The organism is Dendronalium sp. ChiSLP03b (genome assembly GCF_034531165.2).
Lineage (GTDB): Bacteria > Cyanobacteriota > Cyanobacteriia > Cyanobacteriales > Nostocaceae > Dendronalium > Dendronalium minutum.
Genome location: NZ_JAVRBR020000027.1, coordinates 127680 through 153213, shown reverse-complemented (window position 1 = coordinate 153213; position 25534 = coordinate 127680). Strand labels below are relative to the sequence as shown.

The 25534-nt window shown below is 41.8% G+C and carries 24 protein-coding genes; 15 read left to right on the top strand and 9 right to left on the bottom strand.

Annotated features, from left to right (window positions below):
- Positions 1-31: 31 nt before the first annotated feature.
- The 5 genes from RMY31_RS07395 to RMY31_RS07375 all read right to left on the bottom strand — a co-directional run bounded on the left by RMY31_RS07395 (position 32) and on the right by RMY31_RS07375 (position 6243).
- Positions 32-2077, bottom strand: a complete 2046-nt coding sequence (locus tag RMY31_RS07395) for an ATP-binding protein (protein ID WP_322657877.1) — start codon at positions 2075-2077, stop codon at positions 32-34.
- Between the two features lie 32 nt (positions 2078-2109).
- On the bottom strand, positions 2110-3375 hold the full coding sequence (locus RMY31_RS07390; protein WP_322657876.1) for a DUF4255 domain-containing protein: 1266 nt from the start codon (positions 3373-3375) through the stop codon (positions 2110-2112).
- Between the two features lie 69 nt (positions 3376-3444).
- Complete coding sequence (locus tag RMY31_RS07385; RefSeq protein ID WP_322657875.1) at positions 3445-3819, bottom strand: four helix bundle protein; 375 nt, start codon at positions 3817-3819, stop codon at positions 3445-3447.
- Positions 3820-4188: 369 nt separating this feature from the next.
- On the bottom strand, positions 4189-4869 hold the full coding sequence (locus tag RMY31_RS07380; protein ID WP_322657873.1) for a response regulator transcription factor: 681 nt from the start codon (positions 4867-4869) through the stop codon (positions 4189-4191).
- 195 nt (positions 4870-5064) lie between these two features.
- Entirely contained in the window at positions 5065-6243 is a 1179-nt protein-coding gene (locus RMY31_RS07375; RefSeq protein WP_322657872.1) for a sensor histidine kinase, read from the bottom strand.
- Between the two features lie 419 nt (positions 6244-6662).
- Between RMY31_RS07375 and RMY31_RS07370 the strand changes: the two genes are divergently transcribed.
- From RMY31_RS07370 to RMY31_RS07335, 8 genes are all read left to right on the top strand, one after another.
- Entirely contained in the window at positions 6663-7193 is a 531-nt protein-coding gene (locus RMY31_RS07370; RefSeq protein WP_322657871.1) for a Pvc16 family protein, read from the top strand.
- Between the two features lie 80 nt (positions 7194-7273).
- Positions 7274-8947: a phage tail sheath family protein gene (locus RMY31_RS07365; RefSeq protein WP_322657870.1), complete on the top strand. Its 1674-nt coding sequence runs from the start codon at positions 7274-7276 to the stop codon at positions 8945-8947.
- A 327-nt stretch (positions 8948-9274) separates the two neighbouring features.
- Positions 9275-9763, top strand: a complete 489-nt coding sequence (locus tag RMY31_RS07360; RefSeq protein ID WP_322657869.1) for a phage tail protein — start codon at positions 9275-9277, stop codon at positions 9761-9763.
- 63 nt (positions 9764-9826) lie between these two features.
- Positions 9827-10291 (top strand): phage tail protein, encoded by a 465-nt coding sequence (locus RMY31_RS07355; protein ID WP_322657868.1) that lies wholly within the window; start codon positions 9827-9829, stop codon positions 10289-10291.
- A gap of 133 nt (positions 10292-10424) precedes the next feature.
- Positions 10425-10916 (top strand): phage tail protein, encoded by a 492-nt coding sequence (locus RMY31_RS07350; protein ID WP_322657866.1) that lies wholly within the window; start codon positions 10425-10427, stop codon positions 10914-10916.
- A 47-nt stretch (positions 10917-10963) separates the two neighbouring features.
- Positions 10964-11272, top strand: coding sequence for a hypothetical protein (locus tag RMY31_RS07345; RefSeq protein ID WP_322657865.1), 309 nt, complete (start codon positions 10964-10966; stop codon positions 11270-11272).
- Positions 11273-11346: 74 nt separating this feature from the next.
- Positions 11347-11727 (top strand): phage tail assembly protein, encoded by a 381-nt coding sequence (locus RMY31_RS07340; RefSeq protein WP_322657864.1) that lies wholly within the window; start codon positions 11347-11349, stop codon positions 11725-11727.
- On the top strand, positions 11721-11870 hold the full coding sequence (locus tag RMY31_RS07335) for a DUF6760 family protein (RefSeq protein WP_322657891.1): 150 nt from the start codon (positions 11721-11723) through the stop codon (positions 11868-11870). Before RMY31_RS07340 ends, RMY31_RS07335 begins: the two co-directional genes overlap by 7 nt.
- A 261-nt stretch (positions 11871-12131) precedes the next feature.
- Here RMY31_RS07335 and RMY31_RS07330 read toward each other — a convergent pair whose 3' ends face one another.
- Entirely contained in the window at positions 12132-15743 is a 3612-nt protein-coding gene (locus RMY31_RS07330; protein WP_322657863.1) for a PAS domain S-box protein, read from the bottom strand.
- Positions 15744-15754: 11 nt separating this feature from the next.
- Entirely contained in the window at positions 15755-16102 is a 348-nt protein-coding gene (locus RMY31_RS07325) for a PAS domain S-box protein (protein WP_322657862.1), read from the bottom strand.
- Between the two features lie 357 nt (positions 16103-16459).
- Between RMY31_RS07325 and RMY31_RS07320 the strand changes: the two genes are divergently transcribed.
- From RMY31_RS07320 to RMY31_RS07305, 4 genes are all read left to right on the top strand, one after another.
- Positions 16460-16690, top strand: a complete 231-nt coding sequence (locus tag RMY31_RS07320; protein WP_322657861.1) for a hypothetical protein — start codon at positions 16460-16462, stop codon at positions 16688-16690.
- 180 nt (positions 16691-16870) lie between these two features.
- Positions 16871-17308 carry a hypothetical protein gene (locus tag RMY31_RS07315; RefSeq protein ID WP_322657860.1) on the top strand — a complete coding sequence of 146 codons (438 nt, stop codon included), beginning with the start codon at positions 16871-16873 and terminating at the stop codon, positions 17306-17308.
- An 89-nt stretch (positions 17309-17397) separates the two neighbouring features.
- Positions 17398-17532 (top strand): hypothetical protein, encoded by a 135-nt coding sequence (locus RMY31_RS07310; protein WP_322657890.1) that lies wholly within the window; start codon positions 17398-17400, stop codon positions 17530-17532.
- 45 nt (positions 17533-17577) lie between these two features.
- A complete protein-coding gene (locus tag RMY31_RS07305; RefSeq protein WP_409877561.1) occupies positions 17578-17724 on the top strand; it encodes a WD40 repeat domain-containing protein in 147 nt (48 codons plus the stop codon).
- Positions 17725-17743: 19 nt separating this feature from the next.
- Here the strand turns inward: RMY31_RS07305 and RMY31_RS07300 are convergent, their stop codons facing one another.
- Both RMY31_RS07300 and RMY31_RS07295 read right to left on the bottom strand, forming a co-directional pair.
- Positions 17744-18862, bottom strand: coding sequence for a hypothetical protein (locus RMY31_RS07300; RefSeq protein WP_322657859.1), 1119 nt, complete (start codon positions 18860-18862; stop codon positions 17744-17746).
- Positions 18863-19572: 710 nt separating this feature from the next.
- Positions 19573-20931, bottom strand: coding sequence for a sensor histidine kinase (locus RMY31_RS07295; protein ID WP_322657858.1), 1359 nt, complete (start codon positions 20929-20931; stop codon positions 19573-19575).
- Between the two features lie 773 nt (positions 20932-21704).
- Here RMY31_RS07295 and RMY31_RS07290 point away from each other — a divergent pair.
- The 3 genes from RMY31_RS07290 to RMY31_RS07280 all read left to right on the top strand — a co-directional run bounded on the left by RMY31_RS07290 (position 21705) and on the right by RMY31_RS07280 (position 25169).
- Positions 21705-22757, top strand: coding sequence for a permease (locus RMY31_RS07290; protein WP_322657857.1), 1053 nt, complete (start codon positions 21705-21707; stop codon positions 22755-22757).
- A 71-nt stretch (positions 22758-22828) separates the two neighbouring features.
- A complete protein-coding gene (locus RMY31_RS07285; protein WP_322657856.1) occupies positions 22829-23599 on the top strand; it encodes a TIGR03943 family putative permease subunit in 771 nt (256 codons plus the stop codon).
- Positions 23600-23666: 67 nt separating this feature from the next.
- On the top strand, positions 23667-25169 hold the full coding sequence (locus tag RMY31_RS07280) for a hypothetical protein (RefSeq protein WP_322657854.1): 1503 nt from the start codon (positions 23667-23669) through the stop codon (positions 25167-25169).
- Positions 25170-25534 lie beyond the last annotated feature (365 nt).

The following is a 25534-nucleotide window of genomic DNA, read 5'->3' as shown; positions in this document are numbered from 1 at the left end:
CACTATTTTTCACAAATTAAATTTCACTTTTTCAAATCCAGCCTTTGACTTCAGCATCTGTCAACGGACGTTCCAACTTGGCATACTCACTCTTAGCTGCTTGTAAAATATGTTTCATTTCGACTGGCTGGCCTGCATCTGCTGCCAAAAATGCTGCATTCAAAGCGATGTTACGAATATTACCACCAGACACATTTAACCGTGCCAGCTTACTAGCATCTAAGTCTTGGGTAGGTGTTTGTGGGGGAAAAATACGCTGCCAAATTTCAGTACGCTGATTAGCGTCGGGGAAGGGGAACTGGACGATAAAGCGAATCCGGCGCAGAAATGCCTGATCTAAAGAACCTTTTAAATTAGTAGTGAGAATTGCCAAACCCCGGTAGGCTTCCATGCGTTGCAGCAAGTAGCCAACTTCAATATTGGCATGGCGATCGTGACTATCTTTAACTTCGCTGCGCTTACCAAATAAGGCATCTGCTTCATCAAAGAGCAAAATTGCTCCTCCAGCTTCGGCTGCATCAAACACTCGTCGCAAATTTTTCTCAGTCTCACCGATGTACTTACTAACGACAGAACTCAAATCGATACGATACAAATCCAAGCGCAGTTCATGGGCAATCACTTCTGCTGCCATTGTCTTACCAGTACCACTAGCACCAGCAAATAAGGCACTAATGCCTAAACCGCGTCCGCCTTTACTGCCAAAGCCCCATTGTTCGTATACTTTAGCCCGTTGTCGCACATGAGCAGCAATATCCCGTAAAACTTGGCGCTGTGCTTCTGGCAAAACTAAATCATCCCAAGTAGCACCCACTTCAATCGGTTGCGCTAACTCATCCAAACCTGAACGAGCTTGAGAACGGCAGGTATCCCATAATAAAGTGCTGAGTGAGGAGTTAGGAATACAGACGCGATTAATCGCGTCTGTACAAGACTTCTCCCCCTGCTCCCCAGCCTCTCTGCCCCTCTGCCCCCCTGCCCCCCATCTCCCTCTAGCTTCGGCACAAACTGTATAAATCGTCGAGGTACTGAGGCTGAAGTGAGATACTAAGGTTTCTACATGTCCGTTAAGGCTGGCTGTTGCTTCACCTAAAGCATCTTGCCAGATAGCGCGTTGTTCGATAGTGCTGGGTTTGGAGACTTCAATGTTAATTAGGGGGTGTTGGAATGTTCGCTGTCTATCTCGACTGGTAATAATTAAAGGACTAGAGATATTTTCAATTAAACGGGCGATCGCATTTTCTCTAGCTGGCTCTGTGCTATCCACTTCATCGCAATCGAGTAACAAAGCACTATTATTCAGGATGGCTTCGCGTTCCCATAGGTGTAACAAGTCGTTCATCTCGTTGTGGCGGAGGCTGGAAATCGCCCCAGCAGACATGAGGTGTAAGTTGAGATTGAGAAACTTGCAGGCTGTAGCAGCGATCGCTCTTTTACTGGCTACTTCATTTCCATATAATTGGATGACTGGTAATACTGCTTCTTTGTCTATTTGTGCCCACGTTGTTGCTAATTGTTCGGCTAGCTGCAAATGGGATGCTACATTACCTGTACTCTGCATTTGTAGCGGCTTAACAATATTCTGCAACCTTCGATCTAAATCATTCAAACCGACTACATAATGCAACACTCGCTCGTCAATTCGTAGTGGACTGAGATTAAGGGCAGAACCTTCTGCAATTTGAATTAACTGCCAGCGTCGCAAAGGTGCATTAGGTGTAAAAGCACTCCAATGCGATTGCGGTAACACTGCCATAGCTAGCATAAAAGTTGGGTAGGGTTGTGTAATACCACTTTTAGCATTGGCGCATAAAAACCCCCAATTTGCATCTAATTCCATACCAATGCACAGCAGTAATACATTACGCTCAAAATTGCTCAAACCAAAAATATTGCAAAGAGTGCTAAGTGCGTTATCAGTGCTGAGTGCTGGTGTGAAGTTGTTTTCTTTTCCTTGTGACTCTAATGCATTGCGGACTATAGCCAGTGCATTCATCAAATAACTATAGTTAGCTTGTTGCCATTTGGCATCATCAGTTGGAAGTTGTAAGCTATGAGTTAATAAATCATTTTCCATAAAATAACTGCTGGCTCCTATCTCCTACCTCCTTAGGAAATCACTACTACAGGCCCGATATACTGCTCGAATGTGGGACTTTTAGGGTCTGTATCGACTGTAAAAAGACTTTCTGCACCATCTACAATCAGGCGTACTAGATAAGTTCCGGGCAAACAATCAGTAATTGCAAAGGTAATTGAGTGGGAATTGCCACGCCGATGCTTAGTTTGATCGTAGGAGTATCCCGCAAATTGTGAAAGTGAAAGTTCAGTTAGTACCAAAGTTACTTGCTGAGCTTTATCAATGGTAAAATTAACTAGCACTGTGACATCAGCCGATCGCGTGTCATTACCCCTACCTTGTAAATTAGACACTGTAACTTCTTGAATAGTTGGGCGTAACAAAATTGGCACGACATTTGAGCTAACATGTTGCTGAGGATGAATTACCTGTAAACTCTGAACACCCGCTCGTAAGGATTCTACGGGTATTGAGGAGAGATCCAAAGCAATTTGTCTATCTGTGACTGTTTGTGGGATTGTCTTGACATCACCAATACGTACTTGTGTATTGTCTGCACTTAACTTATTGCCTTGAATTAACAAGGTGCTGGTAGCAAGAATCAACGGCGTTGTTGTCAGCTGCGTTTGCCAAAGGTTAGATAGTGCTTCTACTACTTTAATTTGGGCGATCGCTGGCTGGTATGGTGTAACGTGACGCTGAAGATTGCGTACGGGTAAAGGTTTTTTGAGTATCTCACCGCTATCGATCAAAATTAGACTGACCTTATAACCAACTGATAGAGAGTAAGGGGTTTGGAAAAATACCGACCAAATTTTGGATATTTCTTCGACATTTAGATCGACAGGAGAAATAGCGATCGTCTCAGCTTGCTCGGCCAAGTTAGAACCTGCTAGGAAGGTAAAAGTTGAGTCTGCAACAGTTTCGCGAATCATCTCCTGAGTAAAAATTGATTTACTATTCAAGGTGCGAACGACGCTTCCCATCAGGCGCTGCGGTTCCAACTCCACCTCATTTCCATAGCAAGTCAGTAAGTAATACAGATCCAAACCTGTTTGCGGTTGCTTAGTATACTTCTCGTCAGAGTGGCGATGTCGCAATTCCGCACTACGCCAAGCATTATTCTGCAAAATATCGTAAAGATAAATATTAACTCCAGTTTCTGGCGAAGCACTATTTAAGCGATCGGGTCTGACAGTTGTCGCCCTTGCACCATCGACATCTACTTGTACACAGGCCTGCAATGTTCTTTGTAGAGTAGCAGTTACAGTGGCAATGGCTAAATAATTACTCATTGGTGAGAAGATAAGGGTGTAGGGGTGTAAGGGTGTGGGGTGTAGGTGGGTAAAGAATTGTTGACACCTCTAACCTTTGTTTTCCAGCGCGCGAATTAGGAGTAATAAAAGTTTGCCTGCTGATTCACATTGATTGAGAACAGAAGTAATAGTTGGCGATGAAGTTAGTTCGACACGAATGGACAATAATAAATGTGTTTCTAGTTCTTTGAGTGAACCTTGAGCAATGTACAGAAATTGGATATATTCGCCACGCGTCCTTCTTCCATAACCTTCAGCAATATTAGCTGGAATCGATACCCCCGCTCGCCTAATCTGTATAATCATCCCATAAGTTTCTTCTTTGGGAAATGCTTTGGTTAATTTATAACAAGACTCACCAAGATTCATTGCCTCTTGCCAAACTTTCAAATCTCGATACGACCTTACTGGTGATTCTTTCATCAGTTCAATTTTTTCTTCACTCTACACTGTTAGGAAATATGGTGTAAGGGTGTGAGTGTGTAAGGGCGTAGGGGGGAATTAAGATGTTTTATTTCATTCATAGCAGGTGGTACGCCGCCTATCAGCCGCTTTCTAGAAGTGCGTGTAGCTGTAGTTTTTCTCCCCTGCACCCCTACCCCCCTTCCCTTCACAAGTGTAGGTTTTTAATCAAGCAATGAGTAATGACTATAAAACTAACGCTATAATAATCATTTCTTCTACCCCTACACCCTTACACCCCCACACCCTTACACACTAAAACCAGGGTTTTAGGAACAAAACGTAAAAAACCTACACCTGTCAGCCCGCCTACCCCCCTACACCCTTTCTCTAAGAGCAAACCAAACCCATCTTTAAAGCTTTGACAATTGCCTGAGTACGACTAGCAACACCTAATTTTTCAAAGATGGCTGTTAAGTGAGCTTTAACGGTAGCAACTGTAATGTAAAGGTGTCTGGCAATTTGTTCGTTAGAAGCTCCTTGGACTAACCAATTTAATACTTCTCGTTCTCGTTCGGTTAACTGAATTCTAGTACCGGCAGTCAGAGATTGTCCTGTGTAATAGTGAAATAAACGAAAAAAGCCAGTTGCTACTTCTGGAGGTAAATATACTTTATTGTTAATTACAGTGGTAATAGCTTCGTATAGTTGGGTAGCTAATTGGTCTTTAAATACGTAACCCCAGGCACCAGCCTGCATAGCTCGAAATACCCAATCATCTTGCTGATGTCCTGACAAGATTAGTACTTTGCCTTTATAAGATAATTCTGTAAAACGGTGTAAGGCGGTAATTCCATCTTCTGGAGGCAATTCCAAATCTAGCAAAATTAGAGATGGGTGTTGCTCTGTGGTTAACTTCACAGCTTGTTCAACAGAGGCTGCTTCCCCAACAATATTTAAATCTACACAACTGCTATTGTTATAAAAGTTTAATAAAGTGCGTATCCCTTGCCGAAAGTGTGGTTCATCATCTACAAGCAGAATTGAAACTAGCTCTTTTGTACCATTCATGGTAGTTCCCCTGGTTTATTAAAGGGAGTGATACTAATTTGTAATTCGTAATTCGTAATTCGTAATTCGTAATTTATAATTCGTAATTAAAAAACACAAAAAAGCTGGATAGAGGTGGTTTTCTATCCTTTACCTTGTTCTATAAATCATAGTTATGTCCCCAAGTTGTGATAAAGAAATATTTCTTTTTTACTTTTACCTTTTAATTGGTAAAGTGAAGGAAAATTGAGCGCCACCTTCAGGAATATTGTCTGCCCATAAGTTGCCTTGATGATCGAGAATGATTTTCTGAGCGATCGCTAATCCTAAACCAGTGCCACCTAAACGCCGAGAATAGTAAGGTTTGAAGATTTGCGTTAAGTCTTCTTGGGAAATTCCCGAACCGCGATCGCAAATTTCCACTAAAACTTCATGATTATACACATGCCAATTGCAATTCACTGTCCCACCATCAGGACTGAAATGAACTGCATTAGCTAATAGATTGTCAAAAACCTGTTTTATCTGCCAACTATCAACTGTCACATGCACGGGTTTATCGGGATAGTGGATTTGTAATTTTTTCTGTTCTAACCAGGGTTGTAGACCTTGAATACTTTCAGCAACAATTGTTTGTAAATTATGTTGCCCAATCTGCAATCTTGCTCGTTGCCCGTAGTAAAGTAAATCCGTCAACTTAGCACTGAGTCGATCTACTGTTTGGCGAATGAGTGTTGCCTGTTCTTGCAAGCAGCCTGATGGCAAAGCCAAGCGGAGATTTTCAGCATACAAATTAATTAATGCTAAAGGATTCCGCAGTTGATGTTCTGTTCGTCCCAGTGCTTGAGATAAAGATGCAATTTCTGTGATGTGACGCGATCGCTCTTTATACATTACTAAATACTGACTCAGCAGCTGAGCATTGCCAAGTAGTGATTGTTGCTGTCCGGGTGAAAGTATCTCAGCAGTACATATAAGTATATATTCCGCTGTTCCTACACTTTGTTCGCCCACACAGCAAACATAGACGTAATACTCTTGTGTCACCTTGAATTCAACGATTTCAAGAAAAGGTAAATCTTCTAGCAACCATTTTTCTTGTTGCAGATATGAATTCAGGTGATGCTCGGATCCAAAGTAGCCAGTCCTCAAATAGGGTATTGCGTGAGCGGAAGCCATTTGCTCTTGCATACATTCCGCCACTAATTGGCGCTTTCCCGTATCTAAATTGTAATATACAGTCCAGACAGCCACAGTTGGCAGCAGGGCCGCTAACTGTTGAACAATGAGTTGGCAAATTTTATTAACATCAACTTCCGACAACTTACTTGGTAAATTGTGCGTAGATGAAGGTAAAGGCATCTGAGCAGTCAAATTTTGGGTAGCAGCCTTCATCTTTTACTCTCCCACATACTCTAATAGCAAAAAGCGTTGCGGATGCTACAAGCCCTCCGATATTTTCCGCATAAGGAAATTATGCTTCTTACTGTATAAATACGGACTAATATAGCTTATATGCTCAAACTCGCAATTGATGTAATTGAAACAATTATTTTAGAATATCGACCAAAGTCTAATAACCACTAGACTGCTAGGTATCTAAGCTATGAATAGCTAGCCCAGAAAAGGTTTATTGAGTTTTATAAGCCCTTCGCTCTCTCATAGTGTAGGTAGCAAATAAAGTTCTCTTTGCTGCCTAGATTAGGAACTCTGGCAAGGACGCTCCACCCTCAGTACATGGATTTTAAGTGCGTATATTTAATGGCTCTGTAATGCATGTACAGAGCATTTAAGGAACCCTGCTGTTGTGTTTTATGATCCCAGCTGCTACCCAGACTTTAGCAGAAATTTTAGCTGACGGAATTTCCCTGCTCAGTACAGAGCAAATTGATTTCAACCACCCTGGTGTGGAGCAGAATGTAAACCCTAGGCTGAATTTATACTGTTACAACATCCGAGAAAATGTTTATATACAGCAATCGGTTTGTCGTCATCCAATTGAGCAGGGGTTATCGATGTCCCCACTTAGATGGTTTGATGTGTCATTTCTGGTGAGTGCTTGGGATTTCACCAGTTTGGGAGAACAACGTCTGCTGTCAGAGGTATTGATAATACTGTTACATCACCACTCTCTACAAGAGGAGGTATTAGCTCCAGCACTACGCGGTCATGGCGAATTGTCAATGACCGTTTCTGCTGTGCATCCCATTGATGCTGCTGCTTTGTGGAGTGCTTTGGGTGTTCCATTACGTCCAGCTTTGTATGTGACGTTGACAATTCCCTTTAATCTGCAAAGCAATCTCCTAACCAAGACCAACGAGGAAATGTTGCTCAAGAAAGGCTGAAGGATGAAGGATGTTCGCCCTTAGCTTTGTCGAACATTTTTCATCTTCATCCTTCCTCTTTTATAGGAAAATCAGCCACTATGCCTAGATTAGATTACTTTGCTCCTGGTGTATACGTCGAAGAAGTAGACCGAGGTAGTCGCCCCATAGAGGGTGTGAGTACTAATATTGCTGGATTTATCGGCTTTACCGAAGATGTGCGTGGTGATGCCGAATTGTTTAAACCGATGTTGGTGACATCGTGGAATGAGTATCTGGAATACTATGCCAAACAAGGTTCTGATGGTTATACAGATTTCGATGCTTATTTACCCTTTGCCGTTAATGGTTGGTTTCTGAATGGCGGAGGACGCTGTTGGGTAGCAAGTATTGGTACCAAACTTCCAGGTACACAGCCACCACCTGCCGAGGAAACTGCTCTTAAGATTCGTACTACAGGTAATCGTCCCTCTTTACAATTTGCCCTCAAGCCTGCTGAAGGTGAAAATGACCAAACTGGGGAAGAGGGTCGATTGAATGTTGCGATTACCGAAAGTCAGCCTCGTCCGCCAGAAAACCCAGAAGCAGAACCACCGTTAAATACTGGTGAATTCTTTAAAGTTGTGATTAGCCGGAATGGAGAAGTTCTAGAAGAGTACGACCATCTGTCGATGAACCCGGAAGTTCAAGCAGAAACAGGTACTTATGTTTTGACAGCTCTCCAAGAGTCTCAGTTTGTCAATGCGCTTGACTTAGAGACACCCGGACAACCTCTATCGCGTCGTCCGGCCAATGGTAGCTATGAGGTGAGTCCGCCACCAGTGATATCTACCCCAGACCGTTTCCCGCGAGATGTGCAAGGGGTACGCGACGATCGCACCGGTATGCAAGGTATCTTTGAGATTGACGAAGTTACCATGATTGCCTTCCCTGACTTGTTGCGAGCATATCAAAATAGCATCTTGGATCTCGACCAGGTGCATGGGATTATGGAGACAATGGTTAGTCTGTGCGAAAATACGGCCCCCAACCGGATGGTAGTGCTAGACCCGCCACCGTGCAAGGGTGGTGGTACGGCGGTATCTCCAACTCAGGTGAAGCCGCAGCATATTGCCCAGTGGTTGAGTGCATTTAATCGGCGATCGCAATTTGCCGCCCTCTACTACCCTTGGATTAAAGTACCCAACCCCCGTAACGGTGGTAGACCGATTTTGGTTCCTCCTTCTGGTCACATGTTGGGGGTCTGGTGTCGCACAGATGAAACGCGGGGTGTCTATAAAGCCCCCGCTAATGATACACCTAGAGGTGTAATTGGTTTAGCCTATGAAACCAACTTGCGCGAACAAGAACTGTTGAACCCCTTGGGCATCAACTGTATCCGCACCTTCCCCAACCGAGGAATTCGCATTTGGGGGGCTCGGACTTTGGTAGAACCGGATAATGTGCAATGGCGTTATATCAGCGTTCGCCGCTTGATGAGTTATATCGAGAAATCCGTTGAACTAGGTACTCAATGGGTAGTATTCGAGCCTAACGACCAAGATTTGTGGGCACGTGTCACCCGTACCGTCAGTAACTTCTTAGAAAGACTCTGGCGAGAAGGTGCTTTGTTCGGCGCTTCGGCTGCGGAAGCCTTTTACGTCAAGTGCGACGCTAGCATCAACACTCACGAAACCATGATGCTGGGTCGTTTGTACATCGAAGTTGGTGTTTGTCCAGTCAGACCTGCGGAATTTGTCATCTTCCGCTTTAGTCAATGGGCACCTAATCAATAAAAGTGGGTGTAGGGGTGTAAGGGGAGCCAGCGCCGTGGGCGGGTTTCCCGACTTGAGGCGACTGGCGTTGTGGGGTGTAGGGGAAAGAAACAGAAGAAACACCCTTTATACCAATTTTTGAAAAGAAGGCTACAGATTCAAAGAATATAAACCCAGATTAAATCTGACTTTCTTAATTACGAATTACCCTTCGGGTTCAGCAGTTACTCCACTTGGGGAGGCCCCAAGACCGTACTGCTTCACGAATTACGAATTACGAATTGGTATTACCCCTTACCCTTCTTCTTTATCGACACAAAAATCTGCGAAAACAAGTAAGGAGTTATCATGCCTAGTGAACTTAAACCAATTGCTGCCAGTAATTTTTACTTTGAAATTGATGGTATGACTGATATGGCTTTTAGCAAAGTTGGTGGTGTCAAATTTGAGGCAAAAGTCAAAGGTCAAGATAAACCTTTGATGTCTACTAAAGGTGGAACAACAATTAGACAGATTAACTCTGCCGGTTTTGAAGGACTGTTTACAATTGAAGTTTCAACTCTGATGAGTGGTGATAGCGATAGCACCAGTAAGAAAATGTATGCTTGGTTTAAAAAGTGTATGCCCAAAGCTGAAAAGGGCGAAGGTAAATGGTTAGAAAGTAAGAAAACAGGCTCTATAGTTGCTTATGATACTGATGGTAAAGAAGTTCTGCGCTGGGATTTAAAAGAAGCTTGGCCATCTGAGTATAAAATTGGAGATTTGGATGTGAATGGCAACGACTATATCGAAGAAACTTACACTCTAACTTGTGAAAATATAAATCGCACAAAATAGATTTAAATCTGGTTTTTCTGATTAATTACATCAATTATTACCTAGTTGTCTGGAGGTTTTTTTATGGCAGAGTTTATCTCTAATGCCAAGTTTTACTTTGAAGCTGATGGACTCACTGAGATTCTGATACAGAAAATCAGTGGTATGCAAATGAAAATGACAGTTGCTGGTGGCGACGCACCTATTGGTGTAACTAAGGACGGAAAAACCCAGACACAGGCTACTATTGGCGGCGTAGAATGCTCTGAAATTACCATTGAGTGTGTAGCAACTGCTGACTCCAAACAACTGCTTGATTGGTACAACAAATGCCATGCCGAAGCTCTTTCAGGAGGTAAAGCAGAGGGTCGCAAGAACCGTAAATTAGGAAAACTTGCTATCTATGATGGACAGGACGAAAAAGTTCAGTACGAATTTACAGATGTCTTTCCTACCAGCTATGCAACAGGAGATTTTACAGCTGGTAGTGGAGATTTACTCACAGAAACGGTAACAGTTGGCTTTACCTACTTTGAACGTAAAAAGTAAAGATGAAGGATGAAATTATTCCACATAATAAATATCGATAAATCTAATTTTTTAGTACACTTGCTTTTTAGATTAATACCGATAATTTATTAATTCATCCTTCTTTTTTTCCTATTTTTAGGAGGTAATGATTATGTCAGATTTTCCAGAAATCCTGACGAATAGCCGTTTTTATCTAGAACTAAAGCTCGATGGCAGTCAAGAACCAGTTGATGCTTACTTTATGGAATGCCAAGGTTTTAAGACCACCCAACAGGTAATAGAAATCTCAGAAGTGACACCTCAAACTTGGGGCAAAAATGGAAAGACCAATGGAAGAATTATCCGCACTAAAATTCCTGGAAACGTGACTTATTCCAATATAGTTCTGCGTCGAGGTCTAACTATTTCCATGACTATGTGGAAATGGCTAGCGGCTGTCCAGGAAGGAAAATGGGGCGAACAAAGGCGAGATGGTTCTTTAGTAATTTACAATCAAGCGGCTAATGAGCAGTTTAGATTGGAGTTCAAAAATGCTTGGCCTACTGGATATACAATTTCTGATGTTCAAGCTGCTGGTAGCGAACATGAAATTGAGGAGATAGAGGTTGTGGTTGAAGAATTAAAGCGGGTTCAAGTCAGCTAATCTTTATTCACTTGATGCTGCTAGGATGCACGTTAGCTTAACACCGAATGTTACAAACTGAATTTGAATTTACTTTACCCAAAGGATATCTGGATGCAGACGGCAATTTGCACCGCAAAGGTGTGATGCGTTTATCTAGAGCAATGGATGAAATTGTGCCGTTGCGTGACCCTCGTGTAAAATTGAATCCAGCTTACGCGACGGTAATTATTTTATCTCGCGTGATTACTCACTTGGGGGCGTTGGAAGAAGTGACACCTGCGGTAGTAGAAAATTTTTTTGCTTGTGACCTGAGTTATTTGCAGCAGTTTTATCGTCAAATTAATGAACTAGAAGAGAAAGAAAGTCAAGAGTAAGCTATAAGGTGAAAGTCAAAGACAAAAGCAGAAAATAGTTATTAATTCTTGCTTTATACTTATACATTAAATTTATGGATAGTAAACACACAATTCACACAGAATTCACCTTTATTCTTCCTAGAGGATTGGTAGATGCAGATGGGAACATACATCGTCAGGGTGTGATGCGTCTGGCAACCGCAAAAGATGAAATCTATCTCCAAAAAAACCGTGTTGCTCAGGATAATTCAGCTTATGGAGTGATTGTGATGTTATCACGAGTTATTATTCGTTTGGGCAATTTATCAGAGATAACTACCGATTTATTAGAAAATCTTTTTTCGCGGGATCTGGCCTATTTACGAGAGTTTTACAATCGCATTAATCAGCAGGGTAATGCTTATATTCCTGTGCAGTGTCCTCAATGCAATAGTCAGTTTCAAGTGGAGTTAGCTTTAGCGGGGGAATCGTAGGCTACCCCTCGGATACGCTGAATGAGGAGGTAGCCTGTATTGCATTTCATTTCCACTGGAGTTTAGAAGATATTTTAAATTTAGAACATCCAGACCGTCAGCGCTGGGTTGGAGAAATTGCCAAGATTACGCAGCAAAAATAAGCTAGTAGATTAAGTAGGTAAACATAATTAATTACACAATACGCCTTATGTGAGTTAAAAATTCCCAAGCAATATCAAAGGTTTTAGCCTTCGCTTTAATGGTAAGCTCTACCCTATGAACGAGACTGTGTCCTTTCAGCCTCCAACTCACATAAGCTGTATAATGTCATTGCTTCGCTGCGCTCGCAATGACTGTAAATATTTTTATCTACTTATTGCTTGGCTGCCTGTGGTTGCTTGCCGATTCTGCCAGACCCCTGCTCACGCCGTCAGGTCAATAACTTTATCAATGCGAAAGTTATTGACCCAATTAGCTAGGGTGTTTGTGAGATGAGCAGATTCTTCAGGAATTTCTCCAAGCAAGCTGAAAATCAGCTTTTCATTGGTACATAGTGCCGCTTGGTGTAGCTTTGACACCCACTCAGAAGGCATCAAAGCCAGAGCTTCTTCTAAAGATAAAAGCTCAAGCTCAGAATTTTCTTTTAATTGGTCTTGGTGAGAAGTTTCCTGTTCATAGACATAACGCACCCCCAAATATTTAGCCATCTTATTCAAAATGACTTCCTCGCGGAAGGGCTTACGTACAAAGTCGTTACAGCCTGTAGACAAAATCAGCGATCGCTCCTCTTCAAAAGCACTAGCAGTTAAAGCAATAATTACGGTAGCCTGACCCTTTAAATGGGCTTTAATCTGTTTTGTTGCTTCATACCCATCCATCTCTGGCATCCGCATATCCATCCAAATCAGATGTGGTTCCCAGCTTTTCCAGAGGCTTACCCCTTCTAGACCATTTTCAGCGGCACGTACCTCAAAGCCAAGTGATGTCAGCATCTTAACTAAGAGTAAGCGGTTCTCTCTTTTATCTTCAACTACTAAAATACGGTATTTGGGTTGATTAGGCTCTAGACCAATTACTCGTCGTTTTAGCTGTTTAGTTTGAACCTCAGCTACTTCTGCTGGACTAATCTGGATTTCAAAAGAAAAAATAGTTCCTTGACCTAAAGTACTTTTAACAGTGATATCTCCCCCCATAAGACGCACGAATTGTTGGCTAATGGTTAAACCCAAACCTGTTCCTTGTTGAGATTTTTGACCAGTTTCTGTTTGGATAAAAGGTTTAAACAACTTTTCTAAATCGTGGGGAGCAATGCCAAGACCAGTGTCTTCAACTTCAAAATGCAGGTAAGTGGGGATTGGCGACTGGGGACTAGGGACTGGGGACTGGGAAATAGGGCAATGGGGATTAGGAGTTTTTGTTCTAACGCGCAGTGTTACTCCCCCTTCTTGAGTAAATTTTAGAGCATTACCAAGGAGATTAATCAAAATTTGCCGCAATTTACTTTCATCTGTATGCACATATGCAGACACTTCGGGGCTACGCTCAAAAATCAGTTGTAAGCCTTTGGCTTCTGCTTTGAATCGGAACATTTCTTCCAGAGAATCAAGCAGACTATATAGGTCAAAACTATTTTCGCTGAGTGTCATTCGACCTGCCTCAATTTTCGACATGGATAACACGTCATTAATTAAGGTCAGCAAATATTCCCCGCTGCGACTAATAATTTCCAGATGTTCTAACTGAGAAGAATTGATAGCGGAATCGCGACTCATGAGCTGGGTAAATCCCAAGATGCTGTTGAGAGGAGTGCGGAGTTCGTGGCTCATATTTGCCAAGAAAGTACTTTTAGCAAGATTGGCATTTTCAGCAGCTTCTTTGGCAACTCGCAGTGCCTCTTCTGCTTGGTAGCGAGATTGCCCGATCGCAATTAATTCACTCACTCGTTGCAGTAAACTAATTTCATCTTGACTCCACGTTTTAGAGGAGTTCATCGCTTCTAATTCCAGTAGTCCCACCACTATATCTGAGTGAATTATCGGTACAAAGACTACAGATTGAATCAATTCTTGGTTCGTTGCCACCTCTAGAGTTGTATCTACAACACGGGAAACTTGTAAGCCTTGGGTTGGTTTACCATTGAGAATCTGGCTGTAGAAACAGGTAAATGGCTCAACAGCAATTGTTTTAGCAGTGTTAGGTAAGTAGTTAATACCAGCGGTACGCCACTCATGAATTAATTGAAACTCTATTTTTGGTTCAAAGTATTCAAAAATACAGCTGCGTACTGCTCCTGTAAACTCTGCGAGCGATCGCAGGGTAAAATCGATGGCAGTATCTACATCTTGGTCAATAAAATGTCGAGAAATACTATTAACCAAGCTATCTACCTGAGCGCGGTACTGAAGTGCCGCTTCGGCTTGTTTGCGAACAGTAATATCTGTGACTACACTTTCAATACAGTTTTCTTCAAGATTCAGTAGTGATGAAAATAGTCCCCAGCGTGTTGTGCCATTGTGTTGACGAAACTGAATTTCAAAATTGTTCGCTACGCCTTTTTCACGCAGTTCAGCTAGCATCTGTTGATAAGCGCTCTTGTTTGCATCAAACTCAATAGTTAAACTTTTCCCAATGGCATCTTTGACGAAACTGTAACCTAAGAGTTCGGCAAAGCGTTGATTGCCTTCTAGAATTAGTCCATCCTCAATTCGGCTACGGAAGATGCCGACTTGAGAATTCTCAAAAATATGGCGAAACTTTTTTTCGCTTCGACTTAAGGCTTCCTCTGCTTGTTTGCGCTCGGTAATCACACGCGCCACACTGATAATCAGTGAGTTGCCATTAGTATCTTGTGACATCGCTAAGTTAGTAGTTTGCCACTGCCAACCACCATCTTTGAGTCTAGCTCGGTACTCGATTCCAGATTGCTTTTCATCTGCTGTGACTAATCTGTACGCAGCTACTAAAAATTTTTGCTGGTCATCAGGATGAATGAAGTTGATGAAGTAGTCTCCCTTGACCTCAGTAGGATCGTACCCAGTCAGATTAGTTAAATTTGGAGAAATATATGAAATTCTACCGTCTATATCAATCAAAGAAATTATGTCATTGGCATTTTCGACGATGCGACGGTATTTAGCTTCACTTTCACTTAAAGCTACTTCAGCTCGCTTACATTCAGTAATATCTCTATAACTCCACACCCGACCATTGATTTGATTACCATGCCATTGGGGTTGGGAGTAGCGCTCAATTATCCGCCCATCCTTAAATTCCAGCAAATCCAAAGCTTCTTGTTTGGGGCAATCAAAGAAAAGATGCTTGATTCTAGCAACAAAGGCTTGTGGATCTCGCATCTGTGCAGCCATGAACCTCAATCGTTCATCGCCCCTTTCTGGTAACATTAACGATTCGGGCATTGACCACATCTGGAGGAACTTTTGATTAAATACTGGAACGTTAAGATCGTTATCGACGACTAAAATACCATCAGCAGTGGATTCTAGCGTCGCTTGGAGTAAAGATAAAGATTCTTGTCGTTTCTGTTCTGCTGAGAAGCGTTCTGCTGCCAAACGCTTTGCTTGCGATACATCGCGAATCACTAATATAGCTAACCTGTTGCCATCAGGCAGTTCTACAGCATTTCCCATAATCTCCACAGTTAGGCAGCGATGTTGGCATCGTTCCTGAATTGCTAAGGATTGGCTGCTGAACTGCGTTGGACCTGTTTTTGCTACGCTTTGCTGAAATTCGTATTCGGTTGCTTGATATTCTCCCCTCAAAACTTGTACATTAGGGTAAGACTCAGGTGGCAAAAGTTGACCTATTTGTTTTAAAGGTAATAGATCGATCAAATTCTCGCCCATAACTAAAATATGGGGTTTATTCACTAACTGGTCGAAAGCAGCATTACACCACTGTACCTTTCCATCTTTACCTGTCCAAACAATAGCATCAGCGATCGCCCCTAGTGCCACTTCCATTTTGCCCAGAGTCGCCCGCAATTGCTCGACCAAACCCGTTAAATCAGCACCCATGGACAACCTCCTTAAAGAGGACGCAGAATTGCCATAAACGCCCACACTCCCTGGTGTTTTTCTGCCACGATTAAATGCTCCGCTGGAATTTCTTTTCCATTTTTGGCAATTCCAATCAGGCGAAGTGGGTGATTTAGTATACTTGACTGTTCTGTAGTTAAAAAACGCGAAAATCCCAGATGATGGGGTGCATGAAAACTTTTAGGAATAATTACTGTAATAATTTGTCCCTTAATTTCATCCGTACTCCAACCAAAAATAGAGGTAAAGCAGTCATTCACATAAGTGACTAGACCATGATTATCTGTCATCACGACGGGTACATCTATTTCCTGTTTCATTTCATCAAAAGTTTTCATGGTTGCTTTACTTTAAGAATCAAGAGTTGGAACTAGATGTTGAGCGATGAGTGGAGGCAGAGGGGCGGAGGGTAAAAACTGTATTGAAATTGGCTTCTTTCTCCCTATCTCCCCCGCTCCCTATCCTCTTATCCTCTTTTTGACTTCTGTCTCCTGCCCTTCGGGTTCGTCAGTCTTCCGTCTAGGCTTCTGCCGAGATGGAAGCTGGACTCACGTCCTGCCTCCTGCCTTCTAAAAAACGTTTACTACTTTACCAATCCATTAAAACCTGCTGATGACTAAGTTCCAGACTGAGAATATACTGACTTATTACTAACTTTCAAGTAAGATAAATAAGTATTTACACGCTGTTAATCTATGTTACGGATGTCGCGATCGCTCAAAGTTCGCCCCGAATGTCTGGAAAACGTTAGATTAGCTCTCAAACGCAATGGTTTTTCCAGCCAAAAAAGCTTTTCGGAAGAATTAGGACTAGCTTTAGCAACTTTCAGCAAGTTTTTTCACTGGAAAAGCTGTAGATTATTCCAATTTTCTCAAAATTTGCCTGAAATTAAATCTAGATTGGCAAGCGATCGTCGAGTTAGGTAATGCCGTACCACCGGCATCAGTAACCGTAAAATCCTCAGTAGAGATTGTAAATAAACGTTGCGATTGGGGAGAAGCGATAGATGTTTCTGCGTTCTACGGACGCACAACAGAACTTAACACGTTACAGCAATGGATTGTAGACAAGCATAAATTGCTGCCTTTGAGGGAGTAGAGTTAGCTGTGCATTCTCTAACACTACAGGGATCGCAAGAGGCAGCACAAGCCATAGTTCGGGCAAAAGGACTATCAGGAACACCAGTGCAAAAGCAAATATTATGCGATCGCTACAGCAATACTCCTCTAGCATTAAAAATTGTTGCCACCTCAATTTGCGACTTGTTTGATGGCAAAATTAAGGAATTTCTAGAGCAAGAGACAGTAGTTTTTAACGGAATTCGTCGTCTGCTCGATCAACAGTGCCAACGGCTTTTTCCCTTAGAAGAAAGCATCATGTGCTGGTTGGCAATTAATCGGGAATGGACAACTATTAGCGAGTTGCAAGCAGACATTATTCCCACAGTTTCCAAAGGAGAAATATTAGAAGCATTAGAGTCTTTAAGTTGGCGATCGCTCATCGAAAAACAACTTGTCCGGCTACGGTGGCGGCAATCTGATTAACCTTTGTCAATCGCACAATCAGGCTATTAGACACCCGCACTGGTCAATGCTTCAATACCTTGCTGGGGCATACAGATGTCGTCTGGTCAGTGGCATGGAGTCCTGATGGAAACACCCTTGCTACTGGCAGTTGTGACCAAACAGTGAAACTTTGGGATACCCGCACAGGCCAATGTCTTAATACATTGCAAGGACATAAAAGTGCAATTTGGTCGGTAGTATAGAGTCCTGATGGAAACACCCTCGCCACTGGTAGTAGCGATCGTACGGTGAGATTATGGGATACCCGCACAGGTCACTGCCTGCATACTTGGCAAGATCATACAAGTTGGGTATTGTCAATGGCATGGAGTCCCGATGGACAAACCTTCGCCACTGGCAGTTTCGACCTCACCGGCTCCCCAAGACCGTGCTGACTCACCTTCTGTCTCCTACTCATAACCCAAGTTCATCAAACACTTCTGGAGAAAACATATGCCATAACGCCTGAAAATATGGCATTAAGGTGTTAGCTTGTTGTGGAGTTAAGCGAGACTTTATTTCCTGCCCCAGCAAATACAGCATGTGGCGAATTAGATCCCACTCCACTTTTAATGGAGGATAGAGCATGACACATAAAGGAAATAACTCTTGTTGGACAGCAGCGATGCTTCCTTCTAAAGCACATACCCATAGGTAGACTTGAAACATCTCTACATCTCGGATACTAGAGGTTTTCACCACTGAATCACTCAATCTACCAGATAGAGAGTGGTAATTTGGATAAAGTTCAATTACACTTTGGCAAATGTTCTTGGCTATTTGTGTACTAACTGGCAAAAGCTGTTGCACCGCAGACATTACGGTGGAATCAAAATCATGCTCCGCTGCTGCCTCATAAGCACGTTGCAATGGCATATATAGATGGTCATCAATGACTTTAAAGTATGCACCAATAAGCGATCGCTCTACAGAATCAAGTGGTTCTATAAGCATTTGGCTAGTGTAATGAAACTGAATACTCACAAAGCCGATAACTCTGGGGTCAATACTCGTATATTTCTTTCTGATTGCTCCCATATCCGCACCAATTACCGTAGCCAGCTGATTAGGAGCTACTTGCTCAGTGTAGTCTTCTAACGCTCGTTCATCCAGCGAATTATCTTCCTGGGCTAATTTTATTACCAGAGAAAGGGGTCGCAACTCTGACTGCTGAGTGTACACATCCAAAGCTTTTTGGTAAATCTTAAATGAATCTGCCGCAATTTCCCACGGATTAATTATGTTTGGGTCTATGCGATGCCGCTTGACCTCCTTCGATAGCAACGCCTCTGTTTTATTCCAGGCTTTGGCACTAACACTCCGTAAAGATACCATTATTTTTTGGGCAGTTTTCTCTCGTCCCGACGACGACAATAACTCTGACAAATTCAGTCGATTGTAACTTTGTAGATTGCTGGTATCAACTTGAAGATTCTGCAAATACTTTTTAGCCCATTGTTGTGCTAAAGATTCTACAGTATTATTTTCTATATCAGAAGCTGGTTTAAAAGTATTCCCTAAAACCTCTTTCATAACAAACTTTATTTATTACCTTAGTGTTATTTAAAAAATCTTGAAGACCTGAATTATTTCATAATAAATATATTTTAACAATACTTAAAAAAATTTAATTAAAGATTGTTTAAAGTATCTAAAATCTCCAAAAATAGTTGAGTTATAAAATATTTAATTATCAGTATATTCCATCTTGCCAAAACCTCAATTATGTAGTTATAAGCTTCTTAATTGAATAGATTATATATAGAAATCCGGTTTTAGTTCTGAAATTACTTGCTTAGGGAGGTAACAGGGAAGAGAAAAGAAGGCTCTTTGAAGTGTACTGAGTTTTTTAAAAAATTAAATAGGAGTCCTATATTTAGGAACGGAAACTTTTGTATCTATACTACTAAGTGTATTTCATTCATTTTAAAATGAATGAAATACACTATAGTTAAAGGAGCTAGAATAACTATTTATTCTAATATAAATTACTTCCCATGCTCCTACTGCTCCCTAAGCAATAAAGTACCATGCAAAACATTAACTAACTACTATAGGAATACGGTTTGATTTTTGAAATTATTGGCGTAGGTAGGGAACAGGGAGCAGGAAAAAGGGAGTAGAAGTGTACTGAGTTTTTTTCAAAAATCAAATATGATTTCTATATCAAGTCAGAAGATATTTAAAAATAAAATATATATGATTTCTTAATATCTTATTTCTCTAAGTAGAAGCTTACACAATCAAACTAAGGGCAGTAATATTTCAAATTCAGTGCCTACACCCAGTTGCGAACGGAAATTCAATTTACCACCATGTCTGGCGGTAATAATTCGGTAACTTACTGCCAAACTAGTTTCTTTATCAGCTCGTTTTTTAACAGAGAAAGACTCTATAATTTGCTGTTGTGATTCATGAGACATCCCCGAACTATTGTCAACAATACAAATTGAAACCCAGCGAGAATCTGGTGCATTTGGTTTGGTTGCTTCTTGAGAAATAACAGCTGTATTAATCTCAATTCTAGGTTTATTAAAAGTTTTAGTATTTTCTAAATGTAGTTGCTGTCGTGCGGCTTCATCGAGCAAAGCATCCACAGATTGAATCAAAATATTCATTAAAACTTGATTCAACTGACCCATAAAGCAAGAGACTGGTGGCAGTTTACCATAGTTTTTAATAATTTCAATTTCTCCTTTTAAACGGCTTTTAATTAATAAAATAATACTATCTAAACCAGCATGTAAATCCATCGGTTTGGGATAAACTTCATCAATATGACAGAAGTTTTGTAATCCAGCGACAAGTTTTTTTAATCTTTCTGCACCAGTGCGAATACTAGTAAGTGCTTTTGATAAATCTTGTTCTAAAAAATCAAATTCAATTTCTTCTTTAAGTTGCTTAATCGCTTCGGAAGTACTAGGTAAACCTTTTTCGTAGGCTGCAATTAACTTTAACAAGTCTTGGCTGTAGTTAGAAACATAAGTTAAGTTACCCCAAATAAACCCCACTGGGTCTAAAATTTCGTGAGCTACCCCATCTACTAATCGCCCAAGACTAGCCATTTTATCATTTTGAATCATTTGGGCTTGGCTGCGTTCATATCGCACCTGAGTTTCTATTCCCTGAATTTGCCAAGAAGCAAGATTCAAGTCATGCATATCTAATAATCTGTAGGTATTAGCAGCTGTTTGTACTACGATTGGTTCTGCCAAAAATTCAGGCGATCGCCTCAAAGTATGTTGCATCGCTGTCAAAATCGATGTTGTATCGGGAAGCAGCAAAATAGCTGTCCGCGCATAACTATAGAGAACATCCAACCCTTCTTTGACAAATAACTCTTGCCCGTAAGGGCGAATCAAAAATTCCAGCAGTCGCCGCCTTGAAATCATGCCAATGAATTTTCCTTGTTCTAGCAAGATTACCCCTGGTAGAAGTGGGTGTTTTTCAAAATAATTAGCAACTTCCGCACCAGTACAACTAATTTCCACCTGAAAATTGTACATTGGCAGTTCTTGGAGAGTTGACTCCAAACCGAGATCGCGATCGCTACCCACAGACAAAACTGGCGATGATATTAAGCAACTAAATTCTTGTGGCACTGGATACCCTGATGTATAAAAAAGACTGGCAAAGAATAAGCTAATATTCTAGCCTCTGTCAGCATTTATGCCATCAAGACACAGGGGATGAGGAAGATGAGCGAGAAATAACAGCTGACCCTACTCTTCTCCCAAGGGGAGACGATGCGCGAACGAGAACGGCTTCGCCGAACGGGTGACGCTCCTAACGTCGCTACCGCTACGCTAACGTCAGTTGTTTATGGGGGAAACCACGCCAGATGCTCCACTTGGGGAGACCCCAAGACCACACTGACTCACAACTAACAATATTTAGTTTGCTTCAGACTTGTAGTTTGAAACTTTTTATAGTAGAAATCAACCACAGCTTATATTCAATTTTTTGATAAATGGGCAAAAACATGGTTGCTAGCAACCAATAGCGATCCCCAAATGTTTAAAAACTATGAATCCTTTGTAAAAATGCATAGAAGTTAACATACTAACTAGCCTACTCACAGCAAGTATAAATATTATGTAATTAAGCATTATGCGACTAGATGCTTTCCCCGATAACTTGGAACTATTTTGGAAAGCGGACAATCTTAAAAATGGTTATCATCAGTAGATGCACTCAGGTAAAATCACAATCTATGACTAACTGGCAATCATTAGCGTGTCAGCACCACTATAAACCAAATACCAATTTGCTGTTTCAATAATGCTGAACTGTCCATACATGCTTTTGATCCCCATTTCGATAGAATGACAAAGCATAACTTAAAAACTCCAAACCGCTTTTGACTGCGAAGCCCATGAATCAACTGAACAATGGTTTCACTATATTTCTGAGTCTGCTAGTCGAGGCGATGCCGTTTTTGCTTCTCGGGGTTTTCTTCTCTAGTGTGCTGCTGTTGTTTATTGATGAGCGCAAACTAGTAGAAAGAATGCCAACAAATCCGTTATTGGGTGCTTTAGTCGGCAGTATGATTGGCTTTTTGTTTCCGGTGTGTGAGTGTGGTAATGTGCCGGTAGCGCGGCGGTTGCTGATGCAGGGAGTACCCACGCCTGTAGCCATTGGTTTTTTGCTAGCAGCACCAACGATTAACCCAATTGTGATTTGGGCAACTTGGACGGCATTTCGAGATCAGCCAGAAATAGTGGTTTTGCGAGTTGTATTTTCTTTATTAATCGCCACAATTGTCGGTTTTGTCTTCAGTTTTCAAAAAGATTTGATTCCTATCGTCCAACCTGCGATCGCTCGATATCTGAAGTTTAATCCACCCGTACAACCCGAAACCAAACGCCGTGGGAAACGTTACCAAGTACAACCCCAAGCAACTGCACCCAGTTTATTGCAATCCGGGACTTATATCTTAGGAGGGAAAGCAGGTTTATCCACACGGATGGACACTAGTTTAGGACAGGAAAACGTTATAGCCTCTTCTCATAAACCTTTAGCAGATAAACTGCGCCTACTAATGGATAACAGCATCCAAGAATTGCGAGAATTGGGGGGTGTGATGGTTTTAGGAAGTGCGATCGCTGCGGCAATTCAAGTCTTAGCCCCTCGTGAATTAATCCTCAGTCTGGGTGCTGGCCCTATTACCTCAATTGTAGTCATGTTGATATTAGCTGTAGTAGTGTCAATTTGTTCTACAGTCGATTCATTCTTTGCCCTATCTTTTGCCTCAACTTTTAGCAGTGGTTCTTTGTTAGCATTCCTGGTATTTGGCCCAATGATTGATATTAAAAGTGTTGGGTTGATGTTATCTATTTTTAAACCCAGGACTGTCTTTTACTTATTTGCCTTAGCAGGACAATTGACATTTTTGTTCACTCTCTTCATGAACTTGCATGTTCTTTAATTGTCAGTTGTTATTTTCTACTGATTTGTACAGACGCGCCATGGTACGTCTCTACTCTTGACTCTTGACCAATGACTAACCAAAATCCCAAATCTAAAATCCCAAATCTTTTATTACCTTGGCTGGATGTTATCGCAATTACAGCTTGGGGCATTTTGCTGTTGAGATATTGGCTGACTGGTAAGCTAAACCTGTTGATTCACCCAAATTACTTTTGGTTAGTGATAGTTACTGGTATAACTTTGATACTTGTTGGTTGCTTTAAAGGGCAAGAACTTTGGCGACGACGGCGGCGTGACATTGTGCCAAGTACCCAACATATTAGTTTATTTGCCCCTGGTTGGGGTAGTGGCTTTTTGTTGACGGCAGCAATTCTGGGGTTCACGATCGCACCGCAAGTTTTTGCCAGTGACAAGGTACTTCAGCAAGATGTAGCTGATTTAGTATCAACTACACGCGTCAAACCCCAAGCCTTTCGAGCTTCTGTGCGACCAGAAGAGCGATCGCTTGTAGACTGGGTACGCACCCTCAACGTCTACCCCGAACCAGATTCATATACAGGACAAAAAGTCAAAGTTCAGGGATTCGTTATCCAACCACCAAATGTAGGCAAGGAATATTTATTCTTGGCGCGATTTGTCCTATCTTGCTGTGCAGCAGATGCATATCCTGTGGGATTACCTGTCAAACTACCAGCTAATCAAGAGCGGTATGCTGCTGATACTTGGCTGGAAGTAGAAGGACAAATGACCACAGAAGAATTAGGAGGTAAACGCCAACTCACCATTGCCGCCACCTCTCTCAAAAAGATTCCTCAACCAGAGAATCCTTACAGTTATTAGTCAAGAGTCAACTAACTATTGACCATTGACCGTTGACCGTTAACCATTGACCCTTGACTATTGACCAATGTCTACTAATAAAGCATTTATCCAACCACTAGATCGCGTGGCGATCGCACTAATATTGCTGCTGAGTCTGCTGATTGGTTTTTTAATAATGCAAGGTGATGTAGTAACAGCTCGCGTCCGGGATTTTAGCTGGCAAAATCAACAAATTGGAGCAGAAGATTTAGCCTTCACCCTCACCTTTAGCCGCCCAATGGACACAAAAAGTGTAGAGGATAACTTAAAAATTTATCCAGATGACGTAGAAGGTAAATTTAGTTGGGCAGGGCGGCGGATGGTCTATACACTCAAGTCCCCGGCAACATATGGCATCAATTATCAAGTGAAATTGCAGGGAGCGAAAGATAAATTTTCTTCTATAGAAGGTAAAAATAGAGTAATACAACCTTTTACAGGCAACTTTCGCACGCGCGATCGCATCATTAGCTATATAGGAGCAGATCCAGAAAACCAGGGACAATTAATTCTCTACAACTTGACCCAAGGGCAACTAAAAGTACTGACCCCCAAAGACCTAATTGTCATGGACTTTAAGCCATTTCCAGATGGGGATCGAATTTTATTTTCGGCTCGCAGTTCCAAAAGTCAAGACTTACTTTCGGCGCAGTTGTACACAGTGACAACAGGCATTGCAGGGGAATCTGGACAAGCACAACCACCGGGTAAAGTTGACCTGACTTTAGATAATAAAGACTATCAAAACCTGAAATTTGACTTGTCTCCTGATGGGGAAACTATTGTCGTCCAACGGGGGAACAAAGCTAATCCTGGCGACTTTGGGTTATGGTTTATGCCAGCAACCAGTGACAAATCAGAAGAAAAGCCCACCCCTAAGCGCCTACAAAGCCAACCAGGGGGAGACTTTATCATCACTCCTGATAGTAAAGCTGTAGCGGTTGCTCAAGGTCAAGGAGCAGCCATCTTACCAATACAAGGCGATGCTAATAAACCCTTAGATTTTCTACCACAGTTTGGGCTAGTGCAAGCTTTCTCTAAAGATGGCTCACAAGCTGCCATGGTGAAATTCAACACAGATTACACGCGAGATTTGTTTTTGGTGACTAACCAAGGCATCCAGAAACCTCTGTTAAAAACACCAGGTTCCATTATCGACTGCCAATTTTATCCTGCTCCCGCTTCTTCCACTCTCTACTGCTTGCTAACACAACTGATATCACAGGCAGAATACGTAGAACAACCTTATGTAGTGGCAATTGATTTGAAAACTGGGGCACAGAAACCTCTGTTGGTGCTACCCATCGACCAGCGAAATGTGCAAATGAGTATATCGCCCGATGGTTCGAGCTTGTTATTTGACCAAGTGAAGCCACAAACCAATGCCGATGCATCATCAGCAAACACTTTAACAACTGATGATGGAGAAGCGATCGCTAGCAGTAGCTTATGGTTCATGCCTTTATTACCGATCGACGATGCTGCCATTAACTCAATCAGACCAGAAAAACTTCCTTTAGTGGGATTTCATCCCCGTTGGTTGCCCTGAAAGAGTGTTGAGTTAGGAGTACAGACGCGATTAATCGCGTCTGTACAAGAGTCAGTTATCAGTTGTTATTCTTCTTGCTTCCTTTGCTTCCCCTGCCTCCCCTGCTTCCCCTGCTCCCCCTGCCCTCTGCTCCTGATTTCAATTCTCAAAATTAGTTATTTTTTGGGAGCAAAGTGTTTGTTAAATTGTATACAGTGCTAATGTCTCTCTAGCGCATGAAGTTTGACCAGAAAGCTACTACCAATTAAATGTTTACCAAAGCAATGCCGCATAAAACCTTTGCTTGGCATCTGTACTAAAAGCCGTACATTGGTAGCATTTGAACTACAACCCCCGCCATTACTAAGGTTGACGGGGGATGACAT